The organism is Nostoc sp. CHAB 5836 (assembly GCF_020829445.1).
Classification (GTDB): domain Bacteria; phylum Cyanobacteriota; class Cyanobacteriia; order Cyanobacteriales; family Nostocaceae; genus Nostoc.
On sequence record NZ_JAIVFV010000029.1, the window covers coordinates 21,370 to 36,769 of the forward strand.

The window sequence follows — 15,400 nt, forward strand, 5'->3', positions numbered from 1 at the left end:
TGACCAATGACAAATGACCAATGACAAATGACAGCCTTAGCCAGTTAACTTTAATTGCGCCAACCTACTTAATAGTTCTCTTCTTCCCCCATTACCCCTTATCCCCTCCAGAGGCCCCACCTTCTCCACTCCCATGTACTATCGGAAACAAAACCATGCCAAATTCCAATAGGTCATCCCCACTTACCGAAGATGAGTCAGATGAGTCTCAAAGTTACACACAGCAAGAGGAATCGGTAGAGCTGAAAGAGCAGATAGAGGCAGAAAACAACAGTCAAGATTTGTACTACGGTACTGAAGGATTGCTCAATGCCTTACCTCAAATTTGGACTCGTGGTTTGTTGTATGCACTCATCGCCTTTGCTGGTCTGTTCTTACCTTGGGCAACTCTCTCGAAAATAGATGAAACTGGTAGTGCCAGAGGGCGTATAGAACCTAAAGGTGCAACTCAAAAATTAGACTCTCAAGCTGGTGGAAGTGTCAAAGCAGTTAGGGTCAAAGAAGGAGATACAGTCAGAGCTGGACAGGTTCTAGTGGAGTTGGAGTCTGATGTCTTACAAACGGAACTACAACAAGTTCAGAGTAAATTGCAAGGGCTACAAAATCGGCAATCCCAACTCGAACTGCTCAAAAATCAACTATTAATGTCAACTAACCTCTTAGAGCAACAAAATAAATCCCAAGAATTAGAAAAAATAGCTCAAGTTAACCAGGCCCAGCAAAACCTGGATGCCAAACTCAGTAGCTATAACCTGCAAAAGTTAGAAAAACAAGCATTAGTTAAGCAAGCAGAGCAGCAGATTTATACTACTCGTGATGATCAGCAATCAGCTAAAACCCGTTTGAGTATAGATTCTAGGCAAATTGAACGCTTTAGCAAACTCGTTAACGATGGCGCGGTTTCTGCAACCCAAATTGATCAACTGAAAAAAGAAGAACAAGAAAGTAAACGACTCTATAAGAGGGCTATATCAGATATCAAACAAGCACAATTGCGCTTGGGGGAAGAGCAAAATAGTTATCAGATAACGATCAAAATGTTGGAGTCTGATATCAAACAAGCAAAACTCCGACTGCAAGAAGAACAAAGTAGCTATAAAAGTGCCATGCAAGCCGGAAAACTGGCTGTAATGAAAAATCAGGAGCAGCTAAAAGACCTACAGACGCAAATCACAGCAGTGCAATCAGAAGTGGCTCAAACTAAAAGCCAGATTACATCTATAAGAGTTCAAATTCAGCAACGAATCGTGCGATCGCCGACTAATGGGGTGATTTTTGAATTACCCACCACTAAGCCAGGAGCGGTAGTTCAACCTGGTCAAAGGATTGCCCAAATCGCGCCCAAGAATGCAGACTTCGTGCTTAGAGCAAATATTCCTAATCAAGATAGTGGTTTTTTGAAGGTCGGACTGCCAGTTAAAGTCAAGTTTGATGCCTATCCCTTCCAAGAATATGGCATTGTGCCAGGGAAAGTTACTTGGATCTCTCCTGACTCGAAGGTTAACCAAACACCTCAAGGGAACATCGAAACCTATGAGTTAGAAATCACTTTAGATCACCAGTATGTCGAAAATGGCAACAAACGTATTCCATTAGGTGCCGGTCAGACAGCTAATGCTGAAGTGATCATTCGCCAACGCCGGGTGATTGACTTTGTTTTAGATCCATTCAAGAAACTGCAAAAAGGCGGTTTAGAGATGTAGTTGAGAGAGAGCGATGCTAGGTTAGCAATTTCTTTCTTTCTTCTCTTTGCGTCCAACTCTTACGAGGCGCACTCGCGTTGGCGTCCTTCTCCCAGGGGGAGACGCACTCGCGTTTGCGGTAGCCTGCGGCAAGCCGAAGCGTCTACGTTAAAAAAACTCAATGCCCAATACCCTTAATTATTGGAGATATCATGTTATGCCCCACAATCTGACCATTTCCAGTTCAGATATTATTCACAGTCTCAAACTTTCCTGTCAGATACCTGATGTGGTGGAAGCGATCGCATCACAAAGCATTATTGCTGAAGCAGTTCAAGAGGCTGGAATTGCAGTCACACCAGAAGAATTACAACAAGAAGGAGATGATTTACGGTTCGCCAAGAAGCTTGTCAAAGCTAAAGATACTTGGACATGGCTAGAAAAACACCACTTGTCTGTGAATGAGTTTGAACAATTAGCCTACAAAAACATCCTTTCGCGGAAGTTAGCGAATCATTTATTTTCTGCTCAAGTGGAAAAGCACTTTTATGAACACCAACTAGATTATGTCGCCGCCGTTACCTACGAAGTCGTTTTCGAGGATCGAGACTTGGCTTTAGAGCTTTTTTATGCCCTAGAAGAAGGCGAAATCAATTTTCCTGAAATCGCTCGTCTATATATCTTAGAACCAGAACTCCGCCGTGCTTATGGATATCAAGGACTCCAATACCGCAAAGATTTTCGTCCCGATATTGCAGCAGCTGTATTTGCTGCTGCACCACCAGCAGCTCTCAAACCGATTACGACACCCAAGGGAGTGCATTTAATTTGGGTGGAAGATATTATTCAACCTCAATTAGATGAACAGTTGCGCCAAAAAATCATTACAGAATCATTTTCTGATTGGTTAAAGCAACAAATAAACGCGATGAAAATAGTTATTCAGATTGACTCTGATGGATCACAGGAGGAATTGGTAGATATTTTATTCACAAAGACTAAATAATTTAGGAATTTCTAAATGTTTTTGTAACTAAATGCTTTCTCTGACTTAGGGTAGATGTTTCTGCCTTTAAAAAATGTTAAAGGTAGTGGTATCCCTCGCTTAAAATGTTAAGATTTTACCTTTTTCGGATTTTGTAAATACATCCGCAGAATGATCTTTTCGTAATAACAAAAAAGAAGTTAAATACCTAAAAACTTTTCTGGACAGCAATAAATTCAATCATTGCTTCAATTTGTCATGAGATGTTTGACAATTTTTATTAATTATATTTGCGATGAGTTTTACTGCAATAGATTAATTATTCTAATCAAAAAAACATTGACTTATTCAAGTAATAAAGTATAGTGATGATGTGGCAGCAAAAAAGGATTTCTTTGCGCCAAAGATACCCAAAAAAGTTACAAACTTCGGGAAGAAATCAAATGATCATTTCTGATCTCAACTACTTGGAAAATACCTCCGAAGAAATTTTCGGTGGTCGTGGAACTAACATCAACAACTTCTACACTGCAACCAAGACAGTTACAGCAGATGTTAATGAAGCGTTCACCAAGACAGTTGACACTAACTTGGATGGTTTACTAGGTAATGTTGCAGAATTAGTTGTTAGCTCTGATGCTAGTGGTCCCAATACCTTCACCAGCGTTATTGGTGGTGTACAAACCGAACCTGGTCGCTCTGAGACCTTCGTTAACGCTATTTCCGCTAACCTAAACTGGTGCTTAATATTTGATCCAACTGGATTAATTAAGCCCAAGCCTGAAAACAAAAACAGGCTCATTAGAGCAAACATACCCAAAAAAGTTACAAACTTCAGGAGAAACTCAAATGATTATTTCTGATCTCAACTACTTGGAAAATACCTCCGAAGAAATTTTCGGTGGTCGTGGTACTAACATCAACAACTTCTACACTGCAACCAAGACAGTTAGAGCAGATGTTAATGAAACATTCACCAAGACAGTTAACACTAACTTAGGTGGTTTACTAGGTAACGTTGCGGAATTGGTTGTTAGCTCTGATGCTAGTGGTAACAATACCTTCACCAGCGTCATTGGTGGTGTACAAACCGAACCTGGTCGCTCTGAGACCTTCGTTAACGCTATTTCTGCTAACGTCTAACATAGACTAGTATTTAATCCAACTGGATTAGTTTAGCCTAAAGCGAAAGCAGGTTAGAGAGAGTATGAAAACCAACACTCCATAGCAATTGTTTTGTTGGGTTATTTCGTACTCTACTCAACCTACTATTTAATGTTAAACAATTGCTGAAAACTATAAGTAGTAAAAATAGTTTTCAGCATTTCTCTCAATTCAAGTCAATGCTAACACAGCTAATCAGATAGTTGCAAGACTTAGGTGTTTATTGCAGGTTATCTCTTTTTGCTTAACTAATTTTGGGGGTTTAAGTCCCCTGCAACCATCAAGCAGCGCATTTGGTATCGGGGTCTAAATTCCCGTCACCAAACGTAATTGCGAATTAGTTTACATAGACATCTCCAAGAAAGTAGAGACGTAGCAGTGCTACGTCTCTACAAGGGTTCTGAGTAACGCATATTTAATTTCTACCAGATGTTTAATTGGTATTAGGAAACGCTATAACACCTATAAAGTTCAACATCTAATCACAACTGCCATATTTGAGATTTAATATTCTGCTAAGTGGGTGGGAAAATTTATAAGTATATCATTGCGAGTGTAACGTTCGCGTAGCGTCTACTAGAGAAGCAATCACAAGGACTTTGATGGGTTTACATTTTGTTACATAGTTAGGTTAATTCCTGCCTACCTACTTGTCTCTAAAGTCAGTATGCTATAGCTAGCACGATAAAGAGGAAATGTCATGATCAGTACTTTTGTCACAGGTCTCTCCTACGTCAATACAAGTGGTGCTGGTGGTAGCATAAACGTCAGCAGTACTTCCCCTAGAGGTTCGAGGATTAATAGGAGTCAACAAATTTTCCTACCTGGAGGAACATCGAATAGAAGTATCGTGGTAGCGAGAAATTCCTTCACTACAGATGATGGCAACGATTTGCTATTGGGAATTCAAGGTAATGGTACTTTCGTCGGCAACTTAGGCACTGATATAACTACTAGAGATGCTGATGGCAGTTTATTTCTAGGTAGAGCAACAACTTCTGCTTCCGGGCGTGCTAATGTAATCAGTGATTACAATGTATCTTTAGGTGATAGTTTTGGCATCATAGACAACAACAACCTGCTAAACAGCTTCTCCTTTGTAGCCTCCAATTCCATAGGTAATGACCAATTTAACTCCAGTGTCCAATCCCAGAATAGTTTCTTCCTGGGAGGGGTTAGTTTCATCGATTTTTAGGACAGTTTTTACAAATATTTTTGGTGAAAACAATAATTTAATAATTTAGCAACGCAGTTACTCATCAAAAATAGGATAGAGGATGTTTTAAAAGTTCTACTGTAGGTATCAAAACATTTTAGATTGCCCTAAATCCACGCCACTTGCTCATGGTGGAGACTCGCAAGACCACAGTGGTTCCCCTTAAAAAGGGCGGTAGGGGGGATCAATAAGTGCCTAAAATCACAGCCAAATACTTTTAAAACATCCTCTTTTTTAGATGATTATCCACTAGACATTGCCAACTTCAACCAAGAATTTGTGAAATAAAAAATATGGCAACTTTACAACAAACTAGCAGGAACGGTTCATTAAATGTCTCAAATGGAGACATTAATAGTGATAGGATCAGGAATCTTTTTGATCGTACTAACGAGATCTTGAACAGGAGAGACAGGAATGAAAATACATCTGGAGATACTAGTGGCATTTTACAAGGAACTAGTGGCAATGATGTATTAACTGCCCCAGAAGAAGAGACTAATACTGTTAATTACACGATTTTTGGTATTGGTGGTAGCGATATTTTGACCGGGGGAGGCGGTGATGACAAAATATATGCAGGTATCAGTGGTAATTCCTTATTGGATGGGGGTATAGGGAATGACAACTTGTTTGGAAGTCTTGGCAATGACACCCTGAATGGTGGAGGCGGTAATGATCTGCTGAGTGGAGGTCTTGGTAATGACTCGCTAAACGGAGATAGTGGCGATGATACCCTCCTTGGAAGTCTCGGTAATGACATCCTAAGTGGTGGAGGCGGTGATGATAGTATCTCCGCAAGTGTAGGGGATGACTTGGTTTTTGGGAATGTTGGCAATGATACCCTCGATGGAGGTCAGGGTAGTGACGTAATATTTGGAGGCGATGGTAATGATAATTTGACTGGAGGCCCGAGTGGATCTCCCGATGCTCCTGAAGGATTCTTTGAGGATCAACTCGTTGGGGGTGCTGGGAGTGACACCCTGAATGGATTTGGCGGTGGTACAGAAGGCCCAGGTGGTAAAGGAAAATTATTTGAGAGAGATCAGTTGGTAGGTGGCGGTGCGGTTAACAGAAAGGGCGACCTCATAGATATTTCTGGCGATGGCGTGAAAGATGTATTTGTGCTTGGGGATGCAAAAGGCTCTTATTATACAGATGCTGGCGACAAGGATTATGTTAGGATTTTGGGCTTTGAGAAGGGTATTGATCAGTTGCAATTTAGTCCAGCTGTGAAGTATAGACTTAAAACTGCATCTGAGATCACTGATCTTGATACTTTGATTTTCGCTCGACTTCCTAGCGGTAATGACCTGATTGCGATTGTGGTAAACGTTGACCTGACTAGATCCTGACTAGATAAGTATGCCTCGTCATCAATAGAGGATGAAATTAATAATACCTTGTTTGTGGTCAAGAATAATCTAGATGCCTTTGCAGACTTCAACTAAGAATATAAATATTTAAGAGTATATACCGAATGGCACTAAGTGAAGATATAGACCTTGCTGTGACTGCTTTCCAGCCAGCAGCCGAGGAACTCATCCTGGGAGGCTCCGCCTCCAGCAGCTTGATGAAAGGCAGCAACCCTCTGGTGATACATTCCCATTAAACCTGGGAACGAAACTAAACAAGGCTTTGGACTGATCTTAGTGCCACTCGGTACATATTAGTAAAAGTTACAACTTGTTTGGAGACAAAAAATATGGCAACTTTACAAGGAACTAAGGGTAACGATAACCTTAAGGGAGGTATTGGTGATGACTTGATTTTTGGGGATGCTGGTAATGACACCCTCAATGGAGATCAGGGTAGTGATGTAATATTTGGAGGCAATGGTGATGATAGTCTGATTGGAGGTCTGAGCGGCTCTCCTGATGCACCGGCAGGATTCTTTGAGGATAATCTGGTTGGGGGTGCTGGTAGTGACACCCTGAATGGATTTGGCGGTGGTAAAGGAAAATTATTTGAGAGAGATGTGTTAGTAGGTGGCGGTGCGGTTGACAATAAGGGGGTCGTCACAAATATTTCTGGCGATCGCGTGAAAGATGTATTTGTGCTTGGGGATGCGAAAGGCTCTTATTATACAGCTGCTGGCGACAAGGACTATGCTACTATTTTGGGCTTTGAGAAGGGTATTGATAAGTTGGAACTTAGTCCAGCTGTCAATTACAAACTTGAAACTAAATCTCAGATAAGTCAGCTTGATACTTTGATTTTCGCCCAACTTCCTGGCGGTAATGAGCTAATTGCGATTGTGGTAAACGTTAACCTGATTACCTAGGTATGCCTCGTCATCAATAGAGGATGAGATTAACAATACCTTGGTTGTGGTTAAGATAATTTAGAGGATGTTTGAAAAGTAGTTCTTGGTGATGTATCAAAGCTAACTACTTTTCCTACAACCTTTTTAGGTACGATCGCCTACGTTCAACCAACATTATTGTTAAAGTAATGAGATTATGCGATCGCGACTCAACTTCACAAGATAGTATTGCATATACTCATACATCTTTCTATATAAAGCACATAAATAGGAGAAAGGGAAAATATCATGGGCCCACAAACACTATTTTTAAAACCAACTGTAAATCCAATTCCTAATCCCAAGCCTAACTCTGCTAACGCTAAAGGAGTTGCTTTATTCTCCAACTATAGTCAAAAGCCTTCAGGATCTTTGACTACCTCAGATATCAGCACCTTGGTTGAAGGTGGCGTTGCTACTGTTATGGTTCAAGCCGGAGCGGTTTTTAACACTGACCCGGCTTTTTCTTCGCTCTTTAGTAACACTAGTGGCATTGGATTAGATGGTTCTTTCTCAGGAACTGCTAAGAGTGTAATGAAAGTGATTGCTAATTTTCAAGTTCATGCCCATCAAAGCTTCTCTTTTGATTTTTCCGCAGATTTAGGACTAGAAGCTAAAGAAATTGAAAATCCCGCTATTGAATATAACGAGGCTAACGGAACAATTGCTTTCTTGGTGCTAGACACTACAAATTATCATCAACCTAGAGCATTAGATTATTTTGGTATTAAAGGCAATTTAATTTCTTCTGATCAAATTGCTCATTTGCACTATGGCAGCAGTCATAATGTTAGTATCGAAAGTCGCAAGCGAACTACGGATATTGATGGTAATAATGGCGAGGACTCCCTCATTGGAAAAGCCATCGGTAGTTATTATAACACCTTGAGCCATGACACTCAGATCACAATAGTACAAATTAATGTGACGGATATTACTTTATTAGCAGATAATTTAATCAACAATTTAGGTGAAGATGTTATTTACGGCACAATTGGAAAAGATAATATTAAAGGAAGTAATAGTGAAGATAAAATTTATGCCAGCTTTGGGGATGACAAGGTGGATGGAAGAAAAGGCGATGACACCCTCGAAGGAGGTAAAGGTAATGATACTCTAAATGGAGGTGACGGCAATGATCAACTTTATGGCGGTTCGGGTGATGACGTTCTGATTGGTGGTGAGGGAAATGATGTTTTGGTTGGTGGTGAGGGCTATGACAAATTTGTTTTCAACCCTAGCAATCCCTTGTCCACAAATCACTATTATGACAACAACTATAGCTTATTAGGAACTGGGGTTGATCTCAGTAACTTATTAGGAGGTAACTATGATCTCAGTGGTTTATTGGGAGGTAACTATAATCTCAGTAGCTTATTAGGAGATGAGTTGGATGTGCTTCAAAATTTGCAAGTTGGTGTAGATCAAACTTTCAACGGTGGCGATAACTTGTTGAAAGGTGAGTTTTATGCCGTAATTAAAGATTTTCAAGTTGGTGTGGATCAGATTGAATTGGCGGGTTGGGATGATATTGATCCTCAGACTTGGTTAAATGATGGCTTTGATCAAGGAAATATAACCAACACTAAAGATGGTCTCCTTTTCAATTTCGATGATGGAGGCATTCAAGGAACATTACTACTATCAGGTGTGACTTATAAGCAGTTTAGCTCTGAATCCCTAATATTTTCTTAAAGGTTGTTTGAAAAGTATTGGACTATGATTTTACGTACTTTCAGATCCATCCTAGCCCAATACGGTTCACAAAAGGGCTGAAACTCTTTTTTTACGAACCACAGAGGCGCAGAGAACACAGAGAGAAGAGAGAAAGAGAAGGAGGAAATGCTTAAATGAACTGTATTGCACCCTAGCCCCCCGAAAAAAGGGGAGAACCGGAATCTAAATCCCCCTATTGATGCGAGGTATTAAGAGCGACAATAGGACTTTTCAAACATCCTCTAAGTTGTATACAATTTTACTATTAAGTTATAAAAATTCGCAAAAGGTTGCATTACTTGATTAGCAATGAACACGAAAAATATATCAAATTCACAACTTAACTATCTCCTGAAAAAAGCGGTGCAAAAACACCGATCATTTCAATGGAATGAAGCTGAATTTTTATATAAGCAAATATTAGAAATTCAGTCCAAATCTGTAGATGAGAAAGACGAGACGAAAAAGGAATATCAAGCTTTAGTAATTAATAATTTAGGAAATGTATTTGAGCATCAAGGCAAGTTAAAGGCAGCTTTAGAAGCATACGAACAAGCTTTAACTCTGAAGCCGGACTACGCTGAAGCTCATTATAATTTAGGAAATTTTTTTCTGCAAAAAGGTAAGGTAGATGAAGCTGTAGAACGCTATCAGCAAGTATTAAAAATTAAACCTGATCATGTTGACGTTTATCATAAACTGGGTCATGCATTCAAGCTACAGTGGAAGTTAGATATTGCTGTCAAATATTATCAGCAAGCTATAAGCTTAAACCCTGATTATGTTGACGCTCATAACAACTTAGGACATACACTCTATGAACAAGGCAATTTAGATGCAGCTATAGAGTCGTACCAGCAAGCTTTAAGGCTTAACCCTGACTGTGCTTCAGCTAAATTTGGAATTGCTATTGGACAATTACCTATTATATATTCAAGTTTTGCCGAAATAATCTCTAAAAGAAATAGTTATCAAAAGGCACTTCAAGATTTAGCTGAAAATTATAACAAAGCTACCCCAAAAGTCTTAAAAAAGGCATTGGAAGGTGTAGGTTCAGTACAACCTTTTTATCTGGCTTATCAAGGTTTGAATGACCGAGATTTGCAGGAAACTTATGGGATAACGATAGCTAAAATTATGGCAAGTTGTTATCCTCAATGGAGCCAAAGGATTAATATACCAGAGTTAAAAGCTAAGGAAAAAATCCGGATTGGTTTTGTTTCTAGATTTTTTTATAATCACTCTAATTGGAAAATCCCTATTCAAGGTTGGGTAGAAAACCTCGATAGAAGTGAGTTTGAATTATTTGGATATTATACTGAAGCACAAAGCGATCGAGAAACTGTCAAAGCAGCGAAAATATTTGACAAATTTAGCCAAGGAACACTGTTACTAGAACAATGGGTTGAGAACATTCAGCAAGACAGGTTACATATCCTGATTTTTCCCGAATTTGGGATGGATCCAATGACAGTAAATTTGGGTTGTCTGAGACTAGCTCCGATTCAAATGACATCTTGGGGACACCCAGATACTAGTGGACTACCAACAATCGACTATTACTTGAGCAGTGATTTAATGGAACCAGAAAATGCTCAAGAACACTACACAGAAAAGTTAGTCAGATTGCCCAATTTATCAATATATTACACCCCTTTAGCAATTCAACCGCAAAGGTTGAGCAAAGAAGAAATTGGCATCAAAAATGATCAGATCATGTTTTGGTGCTGCCAATCTTTATACAAGTACTTACCGCAGCATGATGATGTATTTGTGCGAATTGCTCAAGATTTAGGTAATTGCAAGTTTGTATTTATTAAATATGAAAAAGGCAACTATGTGTTGAAAGTGTTCCAGCAGCGTTTAAGCCGTGCTTTTGGGGAATACGGGTTGAACTATCAAGACTACTGCATATTTTTGCCACGTATGGATACTAATAAGTTTGCAGGTACGACAGCGATCGCAGATGTTTTCTTAGATAGCATCGGCTGGTCTGGATGTAATTCTACCTTGGAAGCGATCGCTCACAATATACCAATCGTAACTTTGCCCGGAGAGTTGATGCGGGGACGCCATACTTTGGCTATCCTCAAAATGATGGGCATAGAAGAAACCATTGCGGCGACGAAAGATGAGTACGTGAAAATTGCCGTCCGTTTGGGACAAGATGCTGGATACCGTCAGCACATCTCCCAACAAGTTTCGGAAAATAAGTATAAGTTATATGATGATTTAAAACCAGTCAGAGCATTAGAAGACTTTTTCTTAAAGGTAGTCAACAAACCTCGCAGATTTACTGCATCAGAAGTAGCTGAAATCCTCCAGAATGCAGTTCAATATGAACGAGCTAATCAGCTAGCCGAAGCAAAGCAGCTATATCATCAAATTTTGGCAAAACAACCCGATCACTCTGAAGCCTTATACAGACTTGGGATATTAATGCAACGACAGGGACAAATCCAAAGTGCTGAAGAGTTGCTGAGTACTGCTTCCCAATATCAGCCTGATTCTGCCAAAATTTGGTTTAGTTTGGGTAATTTGCATCTAGACCAAGGACGGTTATCAGAAGCAGAATCAGCTTATAAAAAGGCTATTGCTCTGCGACCAGACTCTGTAACAATTTGTAATAACTTAGGCTACACCTTGCAACAACAAGGTAAACTTAATGAAGCGATCGCATCCTATCAAAAAGCTCTGGAATTTCAGCCCAACTGCACAGAAGCGGAGGTGAATTTAGGCAATGCGCTTTTTGCTCAAGGCAATCTCTCAACAGAGAAACAAGCTTATTATGCTGAGTTGAATTATAAGCTCGGCATTGCCCGCCAGCAAGGAGCTGATTGGAAAACTGCTGTTCTTTACTATCGGCAGGCGATCGCACTACAACCTGATTTAGTAGAAGCTCATTATAACTTGGGAGTGGTACTCCAACAACAAGGGCAGATTGAAGAAGCGACGCCGATAGCCTTGGCCTAGCGTCTCCAAGAGTTGCGGTAGCTAGTCATGTACCCCTCCGGGGAAGCAAGCTACGCTTTTAGCGTCTCGTAGAGAGCGTCATCGCTCGTCGTAGTCATCGCTTGCGATCAAAAAGCTTTGAAGTTCAACACCCAACACCAAGAAGCGAGCATAAATTTAGCGCAGATTTACCAAACCCAGAATCAACAAATTACACAATTTGTTTGACTGACTAAAAATTTGTGATTAAAGGGGTCGTCTCACCTGAGACGATGTTTGAAAAGTCCTATTGTAGGTATCAAAACGTTCCAGATCCCCCTAAATCCACGCCACTTGCTCATGGGGGAAACCCCCAAGACCGCAGTGGCTCCCCGATAAATTGGGGGACTTTGATTCCGATTCCCCCCTTTTTAAGGGGGGTTATGGGGGATCAACAAGTGCCTAAAATCACAGTCAAATACTTTTCAAACATCCTCTGAGGGCAAATATTTACTTAGGTAGAATACCAATTCAATAAACCCAGAAAAACCTCTCCCCTATCCCTGATTTTTTAGTTAGGGAAGGAAGCTGGGGAGTTAGATTTTTAATTACTGAATTGATACTGTACTAGAGAAAAAAAAGTTTCTCGCAAGGACTTTAGTCTGACTGAAGTCCCTACTCCAAACTTTTTCTGATTGACAAAAAGAATCATGTTCAACGAGAAAACAAGAATATGTCCCTAGAAATTTTAGAAAAAGTCAAAAACTTCCTCACCAGACTCGTCAAAGACGAAGCTTTTCGCACTCAATTAATGAGTGATAAAATTGACGAAGTGATAAAAGTCATGGAAGAAGGTGGCTATAATTTTTCTCAAGAAGAATTTGAAACAGCCTCCATTAAAATATTGGAATTAAAAGAATTAGGTCAGTTTGAAGACCTCAGCGAAGAGGAGTTAGTGGGAGCCTTTGGTGGGCTTACAAGCACAGCCGCTCAGGCACTGTATGGTGTTGTAGTCCCACCTCACGAAGAACCGCCAATTCTGCCAATTAAGCCAAATCTGCCAATCTACCCAATTCACTGGATTCCCAGGCCACGTCCGCCACGTCCAACAAAGCCATGGCCACCACATCCACAGCCCATGTATGGCATAGTAATAGATCCAAATCCTCAACCATTTCAACCAGCATACGGAGTAATTGTCTCAGACTATGGGACTCATATTTGATTTTTGAAAAGATACGTAGGGTGCGTTAGCGTTTCGCGTAACGCACCATTGGTCAGGATTTGGTGCGTTACGCTGTCGCTAACGCACCCTACAAATACCTAATTTTGTTCAAAAATCAAATCGGATTCCTATAGTTGCCTGAACAGATACCGAATGATACTACAGCTAAGGTAGTTGCTTTTGTGAGGGTGTTTGAAAAGTATTTTTAGTAACATCAAAGCCTCAGAAACCTAACCCCCCTAGCCCCCCTTCCCTACAAGGGAATGGGGGTTTCAAAGCCTCTCTGGGCTTGTCTAACGACAGGCTGACGCCAACGGGGAGAGGAATAGAAGCGGGGTTTTTAGTATACTTTGCGACTTTTCAAACATCCTCTAAGGGAATTTTAGACCCCAATGGTTCCTGAGCCTATCCTAACCCCACTGAAAAGCAAGCTACGCCTAGCGTCCAGCAGGGAAAAACTCAAACAAATCCACCTGTATTAAAGTCACTTTTAAAATCGAAATTGAGAGTTAACCTATGGCATATCAACGCAAAAGCTACGCAGTTTGGGAAATTACCTTAAAGTGCAATCTAGCTTGTAGTCACTGTGGTTCCCGCGCCGGACATGAGCGCACCAAAGAACTGACTACACACGAAGCTTTAGATCTTGTTAGGCAGATGGCAGAAGTTGGAATTAAAGAAGTTACTCTTATTGGTGGTGAGGCATTTCTGCGTCCAGACTGGCTAGAAATTGCCAAAGCTATCAATGATGCAGGGATGTTATGTGGTATGACTACCGGCGGCTATGGTATTTCCTTAGAAACTGCACAAAAAATGAAGTCAGCAGGGATTCGTACTGTCTCTGTTTCTATTGATGGCTTGGAAGCAACTCATGACCATCTACGGGGAAAGAAAGGCTCTTGGAAATATGCATTTAAAACCATGAGTCATCTGCGAGAAGTGGGTATTTATTTCGGTTGCAATACCCAAATTAACCGCTTGTCAGCGCCAGAGTTCCCGTGCATCTATGAGTGTATTCGTGATGCAGGTGCCCGTGCTTGGCAAATTCAGTTGACTGTACCAATGGGGAATGCAGCCGATAACACAGAAATCCTTCTTCAACCCCATGAACTGTTAGATATCTACCCGATGCTGGCCCGTGTTGCGCGTCGTGCTTACCAAGAAGGTATGCAACTGCAAGCGGGAAATAATATTGGTTACTACGGCCCTTACGAACGCCTGTTGCGGGGACGGGGAAACGAGCATGACTTCTCATTTTGGCAAGGTTGCGGTGCGGGACTCTCCACCTTGGGAATTGAAGCTGACGGAGCAATTAAAGGTTGTCCCTCACTGCCGACTACTGCCTACACAGGTGGTAATATTCGAGAGCGATCGCTCCATGACATTATTGAAAATACGGCAGAATTGAATTTCAATCTGGGAGCCGGAACACCTGAAGGCACAAAACACCTGTGGGGTTTCTGTAAAACTTGCCAATACGCTGAACTTTGTCGTGGGGGTTGCAGTTGGACTGCTCATGTTTTCTTTGACAAGAGAGGTAATAATCCTTACTGTCATCATCGCGCTCTTACTCATGCATCACAAGGTATTCGAGAGCGTGTAGTTCCCAAAGTGAAAGCCCAAGGTTTGCCCTTTGATAATGGTGAATTTGAGCTAATTATCGAGCCGATAGACACTCCTTTGCCAGCAAACGACCCATTACACTTTACTGCTGACAGCATTCAATGGTCAGAAACTTGGCAGCAAGAACCTGAACCTTCTTACTCACTAACGAGGCAATAAAATCTGATGGCAGAAAATTCCGAAAATACCACAATCCCAGAAAAAAAAGCTGACATTGAGTCATCTTCATCCGAAGAATTAGAGAAAATCCCCCTGCTTCCACGTTCAGCTTGGAATAGTCAAATCACCTATTTGAAAGTGCTGCTAAAAGCAAAGCAAGTCCTAGATCAAAGCTGACAGTTCAACACAATTAGTTACTAATACCATTTCTTTGTGAGGCTGCGCCAAACTCTTTTAACTTCTTTCTTTGTGTCCTTCTCTAACAAGACGCACTCGCCAATGCATCCTTCTCTCTACAGAATATTCGTAGGTTGGGTTGAGGAACGAAACCCAACATTTTCTTTCTCTTTGTTCGGTAACGCAAAGCTCAACCCAACCTACACATTTTTATTTT

General features: G+C 40.8%; 13 protein-coding genes. All 13 read left to right on the forward strand.

Annotation, left to right across the window (positions count from 1 at the left end; translation table 11 throughout):
- Positions 1-155: 155 nt before the first annotated feature.
- On the forward strand, positions 156-1,703 hold the full coding sequence (locus LC605_RS08675) for an HlyD family efflux transporter periplasmic adaptor subunit (RefSeq protein WP_229547159.1): 1,548 nt from the start codon (positions 156-158) through the stop codon (positions 1,701-1,703).
- Between the two features lie 196 nt (positions 1,704-1,899).
- Positions 1,900-2,688: a peptidylprolyl isomerase gene (locus tag LC605_RS08680; RefSeq protein ID WP_229547160.1), complete on the forward strand. Its 789-nt coding sequence runs from the start codon at positions 1,900-1,902 to the stop codon at positions 2,686-2,688.
- A 422-nt stretch (positions 2,689-3,110) separates the two neighbouring features.
- The gene (locus LC605_RS08685; protein WP_229547161.1) at positions 3,111-3,530 is read left to right on the forward strand and encodes a hypothetical protein; all 420 of its coding nucleotides are present in this window, start codon (positions 3,111-3,113) and stop codon (positions 3,528-3,530) included.
- A complete protein-coding gene (locus tag LC605_RS08690) occupies positions 3,517-3,810 on the forward strand; it encodes a hypothetical protein (protein ID WP_229547162.1) in 294 nt (97 codons plus the stop codon). Before LC605_RS08685 ends, LC605_RS08690 begins: the two co-directional genes overlap by 14 nt.
- Before the next feature lie 721 nt (positions 3,811-4,531).
- Positions 4,532-5,026 carry a hypothetical protein gene (locus LC605_RS08695; RefSeq protein ID WP_229547163.1) on the forward strand — a complete coding sequence of 165 codons (495 nt, stop codon included), beginning with the start codon at positions 4,532-4,534 and terminating at the stop codon, positions 5,024-5,026.
- A gap of 419 nt (positions 5,027-5,445) precedes the next feature.
- Positions 5,446-6,402, forward strand: a complete 957-nt coding sequence (locus LC605_RS32865) for a calcium-binding protein (RefSeq protein WP_267868474.1) — start codon at positions 5,446-5,448, stop codon at positions 6,400-6,402.
- Positions 6,403-6,527: 125 nt separating this feature from the next.
- Complete coding sequence (locus tag LC605_RS32870; protein ID WP_267868475.1) at positions 6,528-6,659, forward strand: hypothetical protein; 132 nt, start codon at positions 6,528-6,530, stop codon at positions 6,657-6,659.
- 93 nt (positions 6,660-6,752) lie between these two features.
- A complete protein-coding gene (locus LC605_RS33270) occupies positions 6,753-7,331 on the forward strand; it encodes a calcium-binding protein (protein ID WP_306426851.1) in 579 nt (192 codons plus the stop codon).
- 270 nt (positions 7,332-7,601) lie between these two features.
- Positions 7,602-9,047: a calcium-binding protein gene (locus tag LC605_RS08720; RefSeq protein ID WP_229547164.1), complete on the forward strand. Its 1,446-nt coding sequence runs from the start codon at positions 7,602-7,604 to the stop codon at positions 9,045-9,047.
- A 384-nt stretch (positions 9,048-9,431) separates the two neighbouring features.
- Positions 9,432-12,041, forward strand: a complete 2,610-nt coding sequence (locus LC605_RS08725; protein ID WP_229547165.1) for a tetratricopeptide repeat protein — start codon at positions 9,432-9,434, stop codon at positions 12,039-12,041.
- Positions 12,042-12,732: 691 nt separating this feature from the next.
- On the forward strand, positions 12,733-13,224 hold the full coding sequence (locus LC605_RS08730; RefSeq protein ID WP_229547166.1) for a Nif11-like leader peptide family RiPP precursor: 492 nt from the start codon (positions 12,733-12,735) through the stop codon (positions 13,222-13,224).
- Positions 13,225-13,740: 516 nt separating this feature from the next.
- On the forward strand, positions 13,741-15,006 hold the full coding sequence (locus tag LC605_RS08735; RefSeq protein ID WP_229547167.1) for a nif11-class peptide radical SAM maturase 3: 1,266 nt from the start codon (positions 13,741-13,743) through the stop codon (positions 15,004-15,006).
- A 6-nt stretch (positions 15,007-15,012) separates the two neighbouring features.
- On the forward strand, positions 15,013-15,183 hold the full coding sequence (locus LC605_RS08740; protein WP_229547168.1) for a hypothetical protein: 171 nt from the start codon (positions 15,013-15,015) through the stop codon (positions 15,181-15,183).
- Positions 15,184-15,400: the final 217 nt, after the last annotated feature.